We start from the raw sequence: 15344 nt of genomic DNA, 5'->3' as shown, positions 1-15344 counted from the left end.
TGTGAAACGGATTATTTCGACGTCGTTGCCTTCGCGCCGCTTTCGCCCTCTTTCGCCACCTTGGCAAAGTCGCCCGCCGTCACGATCGAGACGGCCGATGGCTTCAGGTACTCGCGCAAGCCCTGGTTCACTTGCGCCAGCGTCAAGGCGGCCACTTTCGCTTCCAGGTCCTTGTCGTAAGCCATGGTACGGTCTTGCGCCAGGTAGCTGGCGAGGCCGCTGGCCAGAGCGCTGTCCTGCGTGCGGCTCACTTCTTCCGATTGCAGCCAGCCCTTTTTCGCCTCGGCCAGTTCCGCTTCCGAGAACCCGTCGGCCAGCGCCTTGGCGATTTCCTCGCGCAGGGCCGCTTCCACCTTGACCGTGTTTTGCGGCGCGCTGATGGCATACGCCATCCAGTAGCCGGCCGGTTCGCGCGACGGCACGCTCACTTGCGAACCGACGCCGTACGACAGGCCTTCCTTCTGGCGGATGCGGTCGGCCAGGCGGCTGCGCAAGGCGCCGCCACCGAGCATGTGATTGGCGATCAGCAACGCCGGATAGCTGGCGGCGTCATCCTTGAGCGGAATTGGCTGGATGGCGAACAGCACGCTGTTGGCCTTGTCCGGCGTTTCCAGCGTGACTTTCTCGCCGCTCACAGGCTTGACGGCATCGGGAATGCGCACATACGGCTGCTGCGTCTTCCAGCTGCCGTACAGGCTGGCCACTTGCGCCTTCAGCGCGGCCGGGTCGAAGTCGCCCACGGCGGCAAACGTGGCGTTCGACGCGCCATAGTAGGCGCCATGGAAGGCTTTCACATCGGCAACCTTGATGGCTTTCCATTGCGCCAGCTCAAGCGGCAAGGTGGCCACGTGGCGCACATGGCCTTCCGGCGTGGCGTCGAGCAGGCGGCGGAAGGCGTTCACGGCCAGCGGCTGCGGTTCAGGCAATTCCTGCTCGGCGCGGCCCACGCGCTCGCGCTGCAATTCCAGGAATTCCGTTTCGTTCAAGGCCGGCTTTTGCAGCACTTGCGCCAGCAGGTCCATGGCGGCAGGCAAGTTCTCGCGCTTGCCCGTCAGCATGGCGGTTACGCCTTCGGCGCCGCCGGAGATGGCCACTTGCATGCCCAGCTGGTCGAACTTGTCCTTTACTTCCTGGCGCGACAGTTTATCCGTGCCGCGCGACAACAGACTGGCCGTGTAGCTGCCCACTTGCCCCTTGCCGCGCAGGCTCTCTTCGCTGCCGAGCTGCAGTTTCAACACGACGCTGACGGTATTGCCCTTGGTTTTCTTCGGCAGCAAGGCGCCCTTCAAGCCGTTCGGCAAGGTGAAGCGCGTGGTGCGCGCTTCGATATTGTCGGGGCTGGGGTCGAACGCTTCGCCCTGCGCCACGACGGCGCGGCCCGTGTAGCCGGCCAGTTGCGGCGCCACGTCGGCATAGGCCGGCACAACGGTGCGGTCCGGCGCATCGGTGGGGATGAAGCGGCCCAGGGTGCGGTTCGAGCTCTTCAGGTATTTCTCGGCCGCCGCCTGCACCTGCGCCGTCGTCAGCTTGTCGAGCTGGTCGCGCTGCAGGAAGAACAGACGCCAGTCGCCGGCCGCCAGCGACTCCGTCAGGGCGATCGTCATGCGCGCCGTATTCGACGTGATCAGTTCGACCTGCTTGTTCAGCTGCTGTTTCACGCGCGCCACTTCCGCATCCGTGACCGGCTGCGATTTCAGTTCTTCCAGCACTTTCAGCATGGCCGCTTGCGCCGCGTCGAGGTTGCCATCGACGGGCACCAGGGCGCCGAACAGGTTGTAGCCCGGCTCCAGGTTGCTCACCGAGTTGTATTCGATCTTGCTGGCCAGCTTGGTTTCCACCAGCGCCTTGTGCAGGCGACCGGCGGGCGCGTCCGTCAGCACGTGACCGAGCACCTCGATGGCGACAGCGTCCGGGTTGCCGGACGGCGCCACGTGATAGCCGGCGCCGACGAACTGCGTGCCGCCGCTGCGGCGCACCGTCACGGCGCGCTCGCCATCCTGCACGGGTTCGGCCGTGTAGGTCGGTTCGATCACGCGCGTCGGTTTCGGGATCTTGCCGAACAGTTCATTGATCTGCTTCAACACCTTCGCTTCATCGAAGCGGCCCGCCACCATCAGCACGGCGTTATCCGGCTGATAATATTTATGGTAGAACGCGCGCAGGCGGGGAATGTTGACCTGTTCGATGTCGGAACGGGCGCCGATGGTCGACTTGCCGTAGTTGTGCCAGTCGTAGGCGACGGCCTGGATGCGTTCGCTGGTCACGCCGATCGGGTCGCTCTCGCCCATTTCGAACTCGTTGCGCACGACCGTCATTTCGCCCTTCTGCGTCTTCGGATTCCACAGATCGTTCTGGTCGATGGCCGCGTTGACCATGCGGTCCGCTTCCATGGCCAGCATCTGGCGCAGGTTGTCGTCGTTGGCGGGGAACGTGGCGTAGTAATTGGTGCGGTCGTACCAGGTGGTGCCGTTGAAATCGGCTCCTGTCGAGTTCAGGATCTCGACGGGAGTTTTCGTGCCCTTCCTGACGCCGAAGTTGGCGCTGGGCTTGAACAGCAAGTGCTCGAGCAAGTGGGCCATGCCCGTTTCGCCGTAGTTTTCATGGCGCGAACCGACCAGGTAGACGATGTTGGTGGTCAGGGTCGGCTTGCTGGCGTCCGGGAACAGCAGCACGCGCAAGCCATTGGCCAGGCGGTATTCGGTGATGCCTTCGACGGACGTGACTTTGACGGCGGCGGCACGGTTCGATGCGGCCTTGCCGGTTTTCTGGATCGGCGCGGCTTCGACCGGGGTGGCGGCCAGGATGAACGACGGCGAGAGGATGCCGGCGGCAAGCAGGAGGGCGGTAATTGGTTTCAAATCGGAGTCCTGGTAGCACTACGTTATTAGACAAGCGCAAAAGCGGGCGCAATGGAATACGAATGCAAGAATTGCCATGGACCCGCGCTGCGTCTTCGCTGTCCAGGGAAATCATTGCTCTCGCAATTTACGTCATGCTTGTCAGTTACGCAAGTGCCTGTCATCGGGCTGTTATGTGCGCGTGTTATACTCCACGGTTCCGGAACTATCTGCCTGTATATGAGACGAGCTCTCGTCCTGCTCTGCCTTTTTGTCTTCATTGCCTTACCCCAGGCGTTCGCCAGCATGGCTGACGCCAGCCCTTCCCCATTCCAGCATGCAGTCGCGGCCGGCACTACTGCCACGCCTGCCTTCGTCGCCGATTGCCTTGACCCCGGCGTCCATGCGGGCTTGCCCGGCGACAGCTGCGACGCCGACGAATGCGACAACGACCCCATCACGCTATACCCGACCTCGCGCCAGGGGGCGCCGTTTTGCGCCATCATTTGGCAAGCGGGACCGGGGGCACTTGCCGAAGCGGACGCGCGGCAGGCCACCCGGCCGCCGCGCGTCCGCCGCCACATCACGCAATAGCAACACGATTCCCTGGGGCACTGGCCGCCAGGCAAGCTTGATACTTACTGACTTTACAAGGTTACACACATGGAATGGTTATTTGACCCGACAATCTGGGTCGGCCTGCTGACGCTGGTCGTACTGGAAATCGTACTGGGTATCGACAACCTGATTTTCATCGCCATCCTGGCCGAAAAGCTGCCGCCGCACCAGCGCGACAAGGCCAGGGTGCTGGGCCTGACCCTGGCCCTCGTCATGCGGCTGGGCCTGCTCTCGCTGATTTCCTGGCTCGTCACCCTGACGACGCCCTTGTTTTCCATATGGGCCTTCTCGTTTTCGGGGCGCGACCTGATCCTGCTCATCGGCGGCCTGTTCCTGCTGTTCAAGGCCACCAGCGAGCTGCACGAGCGCCTCGAAGGCGTCACGCATGCGCAGACGGGACCGAAAGTCTACGCCGGCTTCGGCCTCGTGGTGGCGCAGATCGTCGTGCTCGACGCCGTCTTTTCGCTCGACGCCGTCATCACGGCCGTCGGCATGGTGGAAAACCTGTACGTGATGATGGCGGCCGTCGTCATTTCCATCGTCGTCATGATGCTGGCCTCAAAGGTGCTGACGCGCTTCGTCAACGCCCATCCCACCGTCGTCGTGCTGTGCCTGAGCTTTTTGCTGATGATCGGCCTGTCCCTGGTGGCCGAAGGCCTGGGCTTCCACATTCCGAAAGGCTATCTGTACGCCGCCATCGGTTTCTCGATCGTCATCGAGTTCTTCAACCAGCTGGCGCGCCGCAACTTCCTCAAGCTGCAGTCGAACGCCCCGCTGCGCGACCGCACGGCACAAGCCGTGCTGAGCCTGCTGGGCGGGCGCAAGGGCCGCGAAGCCGTGGAAGAGCACGAAGTCAAGGAATTGCCCGACGTCTCCGCCTTCGGCGTGGAAGAGCGCAACATGGTCAGCGGCGTGCTGACCCTGGCCGAACGCTCGATCCGTTCCGTGATGACGCCGCGCGGCGACGTCTCCTGGGTCAACCTGAACGACAGCAGCGACAAGATGCTGCAATTGCTGCGCGACACGCCGCACAGCATGATTCCTGTCTGCAATGATGACCTCGACAATGTGGTCGGCATCGCGCGCAGCAAGGACCTGATCGAGGACCTCGTCTCGCGCGGCAAGATCGACCCGGCCAGCATGCGCGAAGCCGTCGTCGTGCCGGAAGCGGCCGGCGTGCTGAAAGCCATGGAGACCCTGAAGCGCTCGCGCGGCCAGCTGGTGCTGGTGGTAGACGAGTTCGGCACCGTGCAAGGCGTGCTCACGCCAATCGATATCCTGGAAGCCATCGCCGGCGAATTCCCCGACGAGGACGAGCAGCCGGACGTGGAAGTGCTCGGTCCCGGCCACTGGCGCATCGACGGCGCGACGGACCTGCATTACCTGGAGCAAGTATTCGAGACGGAAACCCTGGTCAGCGAAGACGGCGAGTACAACTCGCTGGCCGGCTTCCTGCTGGCGCATTTCGAAAACATGCCTGCCGTGGGCGAAGTGCTGGAACTCGACGATCTGCGCTATGAAATCCTCGAGGCCGACGAGCGCCGCATCGCCAGCGTGGACGTGCGCCGCATCGAGCCCGATCACAGTTTGTAACACAATGGCAAGCGTGCCCCGCTTGCCATGCCGTATGCTGGGGTCTGCCTTTTCCGGAGACGCCCACATGAAACATTCTTTGCTACGCCTGACCCTGCTCGCTTGCGCCGCATTCGGCAGCCAGGCCATGGCCGCCGCGCCATCGGCCACCATCAAGCCTGGCCTGTGGCAAGTCGACAGCAAGATGGCGTCGCCCGACGCCGCCACCGACAACGCCATGTCCATGGTGCTGCAGCAACTGGGCAACCTTCCTCCCGATCAACGCAAGCAGCTGGAAAGCATGGCGGCCAGCCGCGGCATGGCCATGCCCACCGTGGGCGCCGACGGCGCCGTGCGCGTGACGGCGTGCGTGACGCCGGACATGGCGGCGCGCAAGCAGATTCCCACGGGCCAGCCCGGCGATTGCACCTCGAAGAACAAGGACATCGCGGGCGGCATGCAGGTGTCGTTCACGTGCGCGAATCCGAAATCGAGCGGCGAAGGCCAGGTGCTGTTCTCGGGCGACCAGGCGTTCAGCATGCAGCTGGCCGTGACGACGAGCGCGCGCGGCACGCCGGAACAGGTGAATGTGACGAGCAACGGCAAGTGGCTGGGAGCAACGTGCCCTGCCCCGTCCGCCGCCGCTCAGAAACCGTGACGGAAGCCCATATTAAAAGCCGCGTCGCCGCGCCCCGCATCGCTGGCATTGCCCACCGTGTAGCGGGCGCCGTTCTTGTTGTGGATCTTCGCGTAGGACGCGTAGAAATCGCTGCGTTTTGACAGGGAATACGTGAGGCCGACGGCCACCTGTTTGGCGTCGCGGTTGGCCAGGTCGCGATCATCCTTGCGCACGTACGAGGCCAGCAGCTTGAAGCCGCCCACGGGCACGGACACGCCCAGCAGAGTGTCGCGGCTGTCCGACGACGACATCGACAGGGCCAGCGAGCTGTAGGCATTGTTCGGGTCCCACGGCGAGCTGCCATAGCCCTTGTTCACGCCCACGGCGGCAAAGGCGGTGGCCACTTTCAGGTCGATGTTCGCCGCGATCAGGGTGTTGCGCGACGACATGTCGATGGCGGGCAAGGTGCCGGAGGCGAGGATGAAGTTGTTCTTGCGCTGGTGCGACACGCTGACATTCACGGCGCCGGACGAATAGCCGAGGGTGGCGCCATACGCGCGGTTGTTGGCGCTGCTGTAAGGCGACTCGCCGAAGCTGTAGATGGCGCTGGCCGTCACGCCGCGCAAGGCGGGCGTCACGTATTTGACGGTATTGTCGTAGCGTTTCACGCTGTAGCCGGCCAGGTTGCTGGCGCTGCCGGCCATGCCGCCCTTGAACGGGTCGGCCACGTCGGTGAGCGCCAGGTATTGCAGGTTGTACTGGCGCCCCAGGGTCAGCGCGCCCAGGCGGCTGTCCAGGCCCACGTAGGCTTGCCGGCCGAACAGGCGGCCATCTTCCGACTGGCCCGTGTCGTTCTGGACGCCCGCTTCCAGGGTAAACACGGCGGAAACGTCGTTGCCCAGCGCTTCGCGCCCCTGCACGCCCAGGCGCGAGCCGGACGCGACGCCGCCGGACACCTTGGTGCCGGCGCAACCGGCGGCGCAGCCCCGCTCGGCCACGATGCCCGCGTCGAGCACGCCGTACACGGCAACGTTGGTGGATGCGGCACTGCCCGCGCCATCGGCAGCCTGGGCCGTCGCGCCCAGCGCGAAAGGCCCCATCCCTATCACAGCAAGCGCAAAATACGAGGTCTTCATGATAAATATCTCGGTGACGTGAAAAGTAAACTACCCGGTATTGATCAGGACATGCGCTGTGTGTCTGATCCAAGTGTTACCTTATCCTCGCTTTTTGTCCAGCCATCCGTGCGTTGTACAACAGAAACTTCAGCTTAGTCCCAAGAAACACGTCGCACACTGACAACACGCAAGTTTGACCATGATTGTGGCAATTTGCGGCAAAATGGCGTGAATTGCAGCCCCTGCCGTAAAGCAATGTTCGGTGGCGAACGTTGCGCGATCTGACGCAGGCGGTACACTACTGGTTTTACCGACAGCGGCTCGCCCGTTTTTTCTGCATGCTAGCTATCCTCGAACGCATTGACCCCAACTCCAGCAATATCGACTTGCTGGTGGAATTATTCAACTCATTGCGTCCCAAGCGCCCCCACGACAGCGCTACCGCGATCGCCAACGTGCGCACCCTGCGCCAGCTTCTCAAAGGTAATCCCGCCCAGGCGCGCGCCCTGCACGAATACGTGCTGCGCGTGCTGGCCGCGCGCCGCCACGCCAGCCTGTACACGGATATCGGCGTGCTGTCGAACAGCGGCTTCTTTACAGAATTAAAACGCCGCATCGCCTACCGCATGCTGCCGCCCGCCCTTGGCGATGAATACCTGAACGACGCGCTCGACCAGGTGCTGTACCTGAAGACCGATTATTTGTGGATCAGCAACGTGCCCGCCACGGACTGGCTGGAACTGTTCGACGTGCTCACCAGCGACGAGGTCGAACTGGCCGTCGGCGACGGCAATATCATGCTGCCAGGCATGCTCGACGCCATCCGCACCCTGTCCTACCGCGTCTGCGCCATGGGCCTGGAACCGGAACTGACGCGTTTCCACAATGAAATCGAAGTGTTCCAGTCGCCGTTCATGGTGCAGAACACGGAAGTGAACGCCTACCTGGATGCCTATTCGAGCCTGCTGCAAGGCGACATCGAGCACATCGAGGACGCGCGCCATTTGCTGGTGATGCTGGACCAGTGCGACGCCGTCATCGCCAAGATCCGCAAGAAGGCGCTGTACCAGGGCACCAGCATTCCCCTCACGTATTTACTGGTGGCGCTGGCGCAGAGCATCGACCGCCTGCGCAAGCTGCTGTTCCTCGTCGACACGAGCGGCGAGCTGCCCGCATCGAACAACGTGGACATCGACGCCATCACGGTCGACGCCACGCAGGACTTGCTGCACCCGCAGCCCGTCAGCCGCCGCCGCGCGGGCGCCGTCGGGCTGGCGCTGGAACTGATACGCGCGCACAACCACAAATACAAGGTCAGCGACCTGTTTTCCGACAATATCAACTTGCTGGCGCGCAATGTGACGGAAAACGCCAGCCGCACGGGCGAGCACTACATCGCGGAAAACCGCCGCGAAATGGGCGCCATGTTCCTCTCGTCCGCAGGCGCGGGCGTGATCATCGGCTTCATGGCCCTGTTCAAGATATTGATGTCGTATTTGCGCTCGGCGCCGCTGGTCGAAGCGTTCATGTTCAGCATGAATTACTCGATCGGCTTCATGTTCATCCACTTGCTGCACTTCACGGTGGCCACCAAGCAGCCGGCCATGACGGCCTCACGCATCGCCGCCGGCCTGCACAGCAAGGATGGCCGGAATATCGACCTCGACAGCATGGCGGAACTGATCAACAAAGTGTTCCGCACGCAAAACATGGCCGTGCTGGGCAACCTGGCCACGGCCATCCCCACGGCGTGGCTGATCGCGCTCGGCTACAAGGCGATCACGGGGCACAACCTGGTGTCGCCGGAAAAAGCCATGCATCTGCTGCACGATATCGATCCCATCGGCAGCCCCGCCATCTTCTACGCCATGATCGCCGGCGTGTGCCTGTTCGTGGCGGGCCTGATTTCCGGCTACTACGACAACCAGGCCCTGTACACGCGCTGGGCGCAGCGCATCGCGCAATTGCGCGGCCTGGGCCGGGTGATCGGCCAGGAGCGCTTGCAGCGGCTGGGCCTGTACCTGGAAAACAACCTGGGCGGCCTGATGGGTAACTTCTATTTCGGTATTTTGCTGGGCTCCATCGGCACCCTCGGCTTTTTGATCGGCCTGCCCATCGATATCCGCCACATCACCTTCTCGGCCGCCAACTTTGCAACAGCCCTGGTGGGACTCGACCACAATATGAGCTGGCAACTGGCCGTCAAGTCGCTGTCGGGCATCTTCGCCATCGGCACGGCCAACCTGCTGGTCAGCTTCGGCCTGGCCCTGTGGGTAGCCCTGCGTTCGCGCCAGGTGCGCTTCAAGCACGGCATGCAATTGTTGAAAATCCTGGGCAAGCGTTTCCTGCGCTCGCCCATCGTCTTCTTCTTTGGTTCGAAAAACCCGCCGCCCCTGGTACTGGCCGATGATACGGCAAACCTGTCACTGACAAACAAGGCTCAAAAATGACCGCTAGGCGCATGCAACCCTGTCTCACCGCCCTCCTGCTGTGCTGGACCCTGGCTGCATGCGCCTCGCTGCCCAATGTCAAGAACCTCAACACCACCCTGGAACCCGTGGCCAAGCCCAAGGTGATCACGGGCAAGGGCGCCGTGCTGAACGTCAACAGCCGGGCCGCCCTGCTCAACAAACGCTGGGCCAAGTCCGGCATGGACTTGAAGACCCAGGCCGCGCTGGAAGAGGCGGCCACGGGCGTGCCTCTGATCAAGGGCAACAAGGTAACCCTGCTGTTTGACGGCCCGCAAACCATGGCCGCCATGTTCCAGGCCATCAGCGAAGCGAAGAACAGCATCAACCTGGAAACGTATATCTTCGACCAGGACCCGCTGGGCCTGAAGTTTGCCGACATGCTGATCGAAAAGCAGCAGGCGGGCGTGACGGTCAACGTCATCTACGATAGCGTGGGCACCATCGGCGTGCCGCAGGCGTTTTTTGAGCGCATGCGCGCGGCCGGCGTGCGCCTGGTGGCCTTCAACCCCGTCAATCCGGCCAAGCTCAAGGGCGACGACTGGAAGATCAACAACCGCGACCACCGCAAGGTGCTGATCGTCGACGGCAAGACAGCGTTTACGGGCGGCATCAATATCAGCGATACCTATGCGAAAAGCTCGCTGTTCCGCTCGAAATCGAAGCCCACCGACAAGAAGGACGTGGGCTGGCGCGACACGCACGTGAAAGTGGAAGGCCCGGCCGTGGCCGCCTTCCAGTGGCTGTTCATCCGCACCTGGGCCCAGCAAGACCAGGCCGACTTGCCGGATGCCAATTATTTCCCCGTGCTGTCCGAAGTGGGCGACAAGCTGGTGCGCGTGGTGGCCAGCGAGCCGGAAGGCGGCTTTGAAATCTACAAGGCCTACATCCTTGCCATCCAGGAAGCAAAGAAATCGATCCACATCACGTCCGCCTATTTCGTGCCCGACCAGCAGACGGTCGACGCGCTGGTCGCGGCCGCCAAGCGGGGCGTAGACGTCACCGTGGTGCTGCCCGGCGTGTCCGACAGCGGCCTCGTGTTCCATGCGGGACACGCGCTGTACGACCAGCTGCTGGCCGGCGGCATCCGCATTTTTCACTTGAAACTGGCCGTGCTGCACGCCAAGACGGCCGTCATCGACGGCGCCTGGTCGACGGTCGGCTCGACCAACATCGACATGCGCAGCTTCCTGCACAACAGCGAGCTGAACGTGATCGTGCTGGGCGACAGCTTCGGCAGGGAAATGGAAAACGCCTTCCAGGAAGACTTGCGCGACTCGGAAGAGATCACCAAGGCGAAATGGGAAACCCGGCCCATCTCCGACCGCATGAAGGAATGGGCGGCCCGTTTCATGAATTACTGGTTATAAGCACCGATCAGGCGACTGGATATTTGCACAAATATGCACTATATTGCACCAATAGTATGACGATCGTCGTACTGCTCATATCTGGAGTGAACCATCATGGGAACCGTGCGCAAGACCATTACCTTGACGGACCAGCAGGACGACTGGATCAAGGCGCAAATTGACGCCGGGCGCTATACGAACGACAGCGAATACATCCGCGACCTGATCCGGCGTGAACAGGAACGCAGCGCCGAACTCGATGCGATCCGCGCGGCGCTGGTGGAAGGCGAGGCCAGCGGTGAACCCCAGCCTTTCGACGCCAGGGCTTTCAAGCAGAGAATGCTGGCAGCGCATGGCTGAATACCGGCTGACGCCCGCCACCGAGCATGATCTTGAGGCGATCTGGGCGTACACGTCGCAGCGCTGGAGCGTGCAGCAGGCCAGTCTTTATCTTGACAACATGACGGCAGCCTTCGATGACCTGGCACGCGCGCCCGAGACGGCACCGGCATGCGAGCAGATTCGGCCCGGCTACCGGCGCCGCAAAGTGGGACGGCACATGATTTATTTCCGCATCACTCACTATGGCATTGCCATCGTCCGCATTTTGCATGACCGCATGGATGCGGCACGCCATCTGTAATTAAAACATCATCGATCACAGCGGTCGCAAGCTGGCCCACACGCCGCCCTGGCGTTCGAACGCTTCCGTGCTGACCTTTTCAAACTCGGCGCTGTCTTCATTCCAGCTGTAGCGCTCGACCCGGATACAACTGTTTTCCACGCGCAGCACATTGAACGAGTTCGACTCGCCCCTGCCCCGCGTGGACGTGGCCGTGCCCGCCTGCACCATCAGGGCCGCGTAGCCGGCGATCTTGTAGCGCTCGGCCGTGTTGCCCGCCACGCTGGCATGCAAGTGTCCCGCCAGCAATAAATCCACGCCGCATTCGGAAAACATTTGCAGCGCCTGCGGCGCGCGGTCCACCAGGTCATCCTCGTCGAAGTGCTCGGGCAAGTCGAATGGATGGTGCGTGACGATGATGCGCGTCAAACCGGGCGGCAAGCGGCCCAGGCGTTCACGCAGGAAATCGATCTGCTCGTGGCTGATGCGCCCATCCTTGAACGTCAATGAACGGGCCGTGTTGATGCCCAGCACGGCGATTTCCTCGTCCACGTATTCGGGCGACAAATCGTCCGTCACGTGGCGCCGGTACTTCACCAGCGGCGTCAGGAAGCGGGAAAAGACGTTGTACAGGGGTACGTCATGGTTGCCCGGCACCACGATCTGCGGCCCCGGCAAGCTGTCGAGAAAGTGCCGCGCCGCCTGGAACTGGGCGCTGCGGGCCCGCTGGGTGAGGTCGCCCGAGACCACCACCACATCCGGTTCCAGGCGCTCGACCAGCGCGCGCAAGGGCGCCAGCAAATCCCCGTCGACCCGGCCGAAATGCAAATCCGATAAATGCACGATGGTACGCATGGCGTTCTCCTAGCTGGCGGCGGGCACGGACGCCGGCACGATCACTTCGAGCGCGGCCGTGCGGATGCGGTAGCGCAGTGGCGTATTCATGACGGTCACTTCGCCATCGGTGGCCACGCGCAGGCGGCGGTGTTTCGTGGCGATCTCCAGGTCGGTGGCCGTCAGCACATCGAAATCCTTGGCCTGCGACAACTTGCCGAACAGCGCGTGCAGGGCCAGGCGCACGAGGCCCAGGCGGCCCGGACGCTGCGCCACGTACAGGCTCAGCTGGCCACCGTTGAGGCGTTCGCGCTCGCCGATATTCAAGCCTTCCATCAGGTATTCATTATTGCCGATGAAGACGAAGGGCGTGCGCCGCGCATGCACGGCGTCGTTGAGTTTCAATTGCACGCTGAGAAACGGATAGCGGCGCAATGCGGCCACCAGCGCCCAGCTGAAGGCCAGCCACTTGCCCCGTCCCAGGCGGCGCTGCTGCTTTTCGCGGTCGCGCACGATATCGGGATACAGGCCCAGGCTGGAATTGTTCAGGAAGATGCGGCCATTGACTTCGCCCACGTCGACCTGGTGCGGCACGCCCCGCGCCACGTTGGCAATCGCCGCATCGAGGTCAAGCGGGATATTCAAATCCTTGGCGAAGTGGTTCAAGGTGCCCAGCGGCAAGACGCCAAACGGCGTGCCGCTGCCGACGACGACGGACGCGACGGCATTGATGGTGCCGTCGCCGCCCCCGGCCACGACGATGGGCGCGCCATCGCGCAGGGCCTGCTCGGCCGTGGCGATCATCTCGGCCCCGCTTTGCGCCAGGGTGATGGCGGCGTCGAGACCCACGGCCAGGAATTGCGCTTCGAGCTGCTGCGCCCAGTCCGGCGCATAGCCGCAGCCGGCGCCCGCGTTGATGATGACGGCGATTTTGCTCAGGATCGTTCCCCTTATTTCGTTTGCCGGATATGCCGGCGGCGGCGCAGGGTCGACACGCCGGCGATGCAGATGGCCAGCCAGCCATAGCTTTCCGCCATGGCCGCCAGCACATCGCTCAGGTAATGCGCGCCCAAATAAATGCGGCTGAAGCCCACGAGCGACGCCATCAGGAATGCGCCCAGCGCGATGCCGATGCGCTTGCCCCAGGCGCCCGGCGCCGTCTGGCAAATCAGGTAGGCGGCCAGCAAGCCGTACAGGGCTGTCGAGGTGGCCGTATGGCCGCTGGGAAAGCTGTACGTGCTCAAGGCCGTCTGCAGGATGGGCTCGTCAAAGCTGGGCCGCGCGCGCACAAAAATGTACTTTAACAGCAGGTTCAAAAACATGACGCCCGGCATGGTGATGACCAGGGTAAACAGCCAGTAGTCGGCGCCCTTGCGGTGCAGATACCAGCCCAGCAAGACGGCCAGGGTGATGGCGCCGATCACGCCATGCATATGCGTAACGACCAGCAGCACGCTGGTGATCCACGGCACGGCATGCCGGTTGAACCACTGCGCCACCTGCAAGTCGATCACGGTGATCTGCTCCATGCCCATCACGGCTTCGGCGATCTCGTGGAAGACCACGATGGCCACCAGCATCAGGGCCACACCGACCGTCATATGCAGGCCCAGTTCGCCTTCGGGCGACAGGCGCGCCTCGACGAAGCGGCGCAGTTTCATGGTCCAGCCCGTGGTCACGCCCATGTCATTATTCTCTTGCAAACTGATCTCTCTTTCTTGTTCCTGGCGATGATCAAAAAAACCACACCAGCAAAAAAATACTGTTTATTCATACAGTAGCTGTGTATTCATACAGTAGTTATGCTATTCTGATGACTCGTTCAACACATCTCCCTCAAAGGAATTGTCATGGCAACATTGAATAGCGGTTTTGGCTCACGGTTCGGCCTGGAATACGCCCCAAGCTCTTTCCTCGTCCGCATGGGCAAGCGCGAAATCCTCGTCTGCCGCGACTTCCGCAAGCGCTACTACACCGTCAATCCCTTGATCGAGTGCGGTACGGGCATCGAGCCGGGCTATGTTGAAGTGCTGCTGATGCGCCGTTGGCTCCTCATTTTATCCAAGGCGCATTAAGAATGACTTTAAAACAAGGTGCTTGCACTCTGTTTTGAAGTCTGCTCCGCCCGGCCACGCCGGGAGCGCGCCAGTACCGGCCAGCGGCAACGCTGGTCGACCCCTCATTACTGCGTGCGTTCCTGTGCGGCCGGGCTGGCAGGTGTATTCGCGCTTGTCTTGACAGGCGCCGCCTTGTCGAACACATTCGCCTCGTACCACAAGGTCACGAACAGCACCATCACGACGGGGCCGATGAACAGGCCCACGAGGCCCAGGGTTTCCACGCCGCCCAAAATGCCGAACAGCACGGCCAGGAAAGGCAAGCGGGTAGCGTTGCCGATCATGCCGGGACGCACGAAGTGATCGGCCACGAACAGCACCACGGTGCCCCATGCGGCCACGCCGATGGCGGCGCCTACATTGCCCTGGAACACCAGCAAAGCGGCCGCGCACAGGTAAGCGAGCGGCGCGCCGAACGGGATGATGGCCAAAATACCGGTGGCGAACGCCCACAGGGCCGGCGACGGCAAGCCGGCAATCGCATAGGCGAAGCCGATCAGCACGCCTTCGGCCAGGCCCACGAGCACCAGGCCATTGACGGTGGCGCGGATGGCCGTGGGGATCTTTTGCGCATAGCGGCCCCAGCGTTCAGGACGCAAAAAATGGCTGCCGACGGCCGTGATCTGGCGCGTCAGCGCTTCGCCATCCTTGTAAAAGAAAAACAGGCATAGAAAGGCCAGGCCGAAATCGACCAGGCGGTGGAAGACGTCCGCGCCCAGCACCTTGAGCATGTCGCGCGCGGAATGAAAACCGCCCACGGCGCTGCCCGCAAAGAAGTGACCGAGGCCGTGGGGCTGGCTCAGGGTGGCTTGCCACCAGTCGCCGATGGCGCTGCCGGCCAGCGGAATATGCGCCACCCAGTCCGGCACGGGCAAGCCGTCCGTATTCGCATGGACGACGAAATTGGCCAGCACGGGCACTTCGCGCGCCGCCTGCGCCACGCCGAACAGCACGGGGATGATAAAGATGCAGGCGAACGCCAGGGTCAGCACGGCGGCCGCGATGATGGTGCGCTGGCCCAGCGCCGCGCGCACGCGCAGGTACAGGGGCCAGGTGGCCACGCACAGGATGCCGGCCCACACGAGCGGCAAAAAGAAACGCTGCATGACGAAGGCCGTCACGGCGATCAGGGCCAGGGAAAAGCCTGCGCTGACGATGTCGCGCTGGGTATCGGTCATACCACTCCA

General features: G+C 62.8%; 14 protein-coding genes. 8 read left to right on the top strand and 6 right to left on the bottom strand.

Annotated features, from left to right (window positions below):
* Positions 1-11: 11 nt before the first annotated feature.
* Positions 12-2858, bottom strand: a complete 2847-nt coding sequence (locus tag AC3RCG_RS09585; RefSeq protein ID WP_492404356.1) for a M16 family metallopeptidase — start codon at positions 2856-2858, stop codon at positions 12-14.
* Between the two features lie 285 nt (positions 2859-3143).
* Between AC3RCG_RS09585 and AC3RCG_RS09580 the strand changes: the two genes are divergently transcribed.
* From AC3RCG_RS09580 to AC3RCG_RS09570, 3 genes are all read left to right on the top strand, one after another.
* Positions 3144-3431 (top strand): hypothetical protein, encoded by a 288-nt coding sequence (locus AC3RCG_RS09580; RefSeq protein ID WP_139143790.1) that lies wholly within the window; start codon positions 3144-3146, stop codon positions 3429-3431.
* A gap of 69 nt (positions 3432-3500) precedes the next feature.
* Complete coding sequence (locus tag AC3RCG_RS09575; RefSeq protein ID WP_070224904.1) at positions 3501-5048, top strand: TerC family protein; 1548 nt, start codon at positions 3501-3503, stop codon at positions 5046-5048.
* 67 nt (positions 5049-5115) lie between these two features.
* The gene (locus AC3RCG_RS09570) at positions 5116-5685 is read left to right on the top strand and encodes a DUF3617 domain-containing protein (RefSeq protein WP_070291349.1); all 570 of its coding nucleotides are present in this window, start codon (positions 5116-5118) and stop codon (positions 5683-5685) included.
* Here AC3RCG_RS09570 and AC3RCG_RS09565 read toward each other — a convergent pair.
* Complete coding sequence (locus AC3RCG_RS09565; RefSeq protein WP_099409911.1) at positions 5673-6782, bottom strand: porin; 1110 nt, start codon at positions 6780-6782, stop codon at positions 5673-5675. The genes AC3RCG_RS09570 and AC3RCG_RS09565 overlap by 13 nt on opposite strands.
* 320 nt (positions 6783-7102) lie before the next feature.
* Between AC3RCG_RS09565 and AC3RCG_RS09560 the strand changes: the two genes are divergently transcribed.
* The 4 genes from AC3RCG_RS09560 (at position 7103) to AC3RCG_RS09545 (ending at position 11227) form a co-directional block, all read left to right on the top strand.
* Positions 7103-9214: a site-specific recombinase gene (locus tag AC3RCG_RS09560; RefSeq protein WP_492404351.1), complete on the top strand. Its 2112-nt coding sequence runs from the start codon at positions 7103-7105 to the stop codon at positions 9212-9214.
* 11 nt (positions 9215-9225) lie between these two features.
* Positions 9226-10602 (top strand): cardiolipin synthase, encoded by a 1377-nt coding sequence (cls, locus tag AC3RCG_RS09555; RefSeq protein WP_492404349.1) that lies wholly within the window; start codon positions 9226-9228, stop codon positions 10600-10602.
* Positions 10603-10698: 96 nt separating this feature from the next.
* A complete protein-coding gene (locus tag AC3RCG_RS09550; protein WP_070224900.1) occupies positions 10699-10944 on the top strand; it encodes a type II toxin-antitoxin system ParD family antitoxin in 246 nt (81 codons plus the stop codon).
* A complete protein-coding gene (locus tag AC3RCG_RS09545; protein ID WP_070224899.1) occupies positions 10937-11227 on the top strand; it encodes a type II toxin-antitoxin system RelE/ParE family toxin in 291 nt (96 codons plus the stop codon). The genes AC3RCG_RS09550 and AC3RCG_RS09545 overlap by 8 nt, the downstream gene beginning before the upstream one ends.
* Positions 11228-11242: 15 nt before the next feature.
* On the opposite strand, the gene AC3RCG_RS09540 is transcribed toward AC3RCG_RS09545, so the two are convergent.
* The 3 genes from AC3RCG_RS09540 to AC3RCG_RS09530 are packed head-to-tail and all read right to left on the bottom strand — an operon-like array spanning position 11243 to position 13743.
* Positions 11243-12061, bottom strand: coding sequence for a metallophosphoesterase family protein (locus AC3RCG_RS09540; protein ID WP_070224898.1), 819 nt, complete (start codon positions 12059-12061; stop codon positions 11243-11245).
* A gap of 9 nt (positions 12062-12070) precedes the next feature.
* The gene (locus AC3RCG_RS09535; protein ID WP_139143795.1) at positions 12071-12979 is read right to left on the bottom strand and encodes a diacylglycerol/lipid kinase family protein; all 909 of its coding nucleotides are present in this window, start codon (positions 12977-12979) and stop codon (positions 12071-12073) included.
* An 11-nt stretch (positions 12980-12990) separates the two neighbouring features.
* Positions 12991-13743 carry a phosphatase PAP2 family protein gene (locus tag AC3RCG_RS09530; RefSeq protein ID WP_306798503.1) on the bottom strand — a complete coding sequence of 251 codons (753 nt, stop codon included), beginning with the start codon at positions 13741-13743 and terminating at the stop codon, positions 12991-12993.
* A gap of 147 nt (positions 13744-13890) precedes the next feature.
* Between AC3RCG_RS09530 and AC3RCG_RS09525 the strand changes: the two genes are divergently transcribed.
* Positions 13891-14115: a hypothetical protein gene (locus tag AC3RCG_RS09525; protein WP_010396348.1), complete on the top strand. Its 225-nt coding sequence runs from the start codon at positions 13891-13893 to the stop codon at positions 14113-14115.
* Positions 14116-14222: 107 nt separating this feature from the next.
* Here the strand turns inward: AC3RCG_RS09525 and AC3RCG_RS09520 are convergent, their stop codons facing one another.
* On the bottom strand, positions 14223-15335 hold the full coding sequence (locus AC3RCG_RS09520) for an AI-2E family transporter (RefSeq protein WP_070224896.1): 1113 nt from the start codon (positions 15333-15335) through the stop codon (positions 14223-14225).
* Between the last annotated feature and the right edge of the window lie 9 nt (positions 15336-15344).

The sequence above is a fragment of the Janthinobacterium sp. GW823-FHT01H08 genome, from assembly GCF_058797855.1.
The sequence above is the reverse complement of the archived record's forward strand: the minus strand, read 5'-3'. Positions and strand labels throughout refer to the sequence as shown.

What these genes read in the sequence shown, in the direction of transcription:
- AC3RCG_RS09580 (WP_139143790.1), top strand. Translation starts at nt 3,144, where the DNA reads ATGGCTGACGCCAGCCCTTCCCCATTCCAGCATGCAGTCGCGGCCGGC.
- AC3RCG_RS09575 (WP_070224904.1), top strand. Translation starts at nt 3,501, where the DNA reads ATGGAATGGTTATTTGACCCGACAATCTGGGTCGGCCTGCTGACGCTG.
- AC3RCG_RS09570 (WP_070291349.1), top strand. Translation starts at nt 5,116, where the DNA reads ATGAAACATTCTTTGCTACGCCTGACCCTGCTCGCTTGCGCCGCATTC.
- AC3RCG_RS09565 (WP_099409911.1), bottom strand. Translation starts at nt 6,782, where the DNA reads ATGAAGACCTCGTATTTTGCGCTTGCTGTGATAGGGATGGGGCCTTTC.
- AC3RCG_RS09560 (WP_492404351.1), top strand. Translation starts at nt 7,103, where the DNA reads ATGCTAGCTATCCTCGAACGCATTGACCCCAACTCCAGCAATATCGAC.
- cls (WP_492404349.1), top strand. Translation starts at nt 9,226, where the DNA reads ATGCAACCCTGTCTCACCGCCCTCCTGCTGTGCTGGACCCTGGCTGCA.
- AC3RCG_RS09550 (WP_070224900.1), top strand. Translation starts at nt 10,699, where the DNA reads ATGGGAACCGTGCGCAAGACCATTACCTTGACGGACCAGCAGGACGAC.
- AC3RCG_RS09545 (WP_070224899.1), top strand. Translation starts at nt 10,937, where the DNA reads ATGGCTGAATACCGGCTGACGCCCGCCACCGAGCATGATCTTGAGGCG.
- AC3RCG_RS09540 (WP_070224898.1), bottom strand. Translation starts at nt 12,061, where the DNA reads ATGCGTACCATCGTGCATTTATCGGATTTGCATTTCGGCCGGGTCGAC.
- AC3RCG_RS09525 (WP_010396348.1), top strand. Translation starts at nt 13,891, where the DNA reads ATGGCAACATTGAATAGCGGTTTTGGCTCACGGTTCGGCCTGGAATAC.
- AC3RCG_RS09520 (WP_070224896.1), bottom strand. Translation starts at nt 15,335, where the DNA reads ATGACCGATACCCAGCGCGACATCGTCAGCGCAGGCTTTTCCCTGGCC.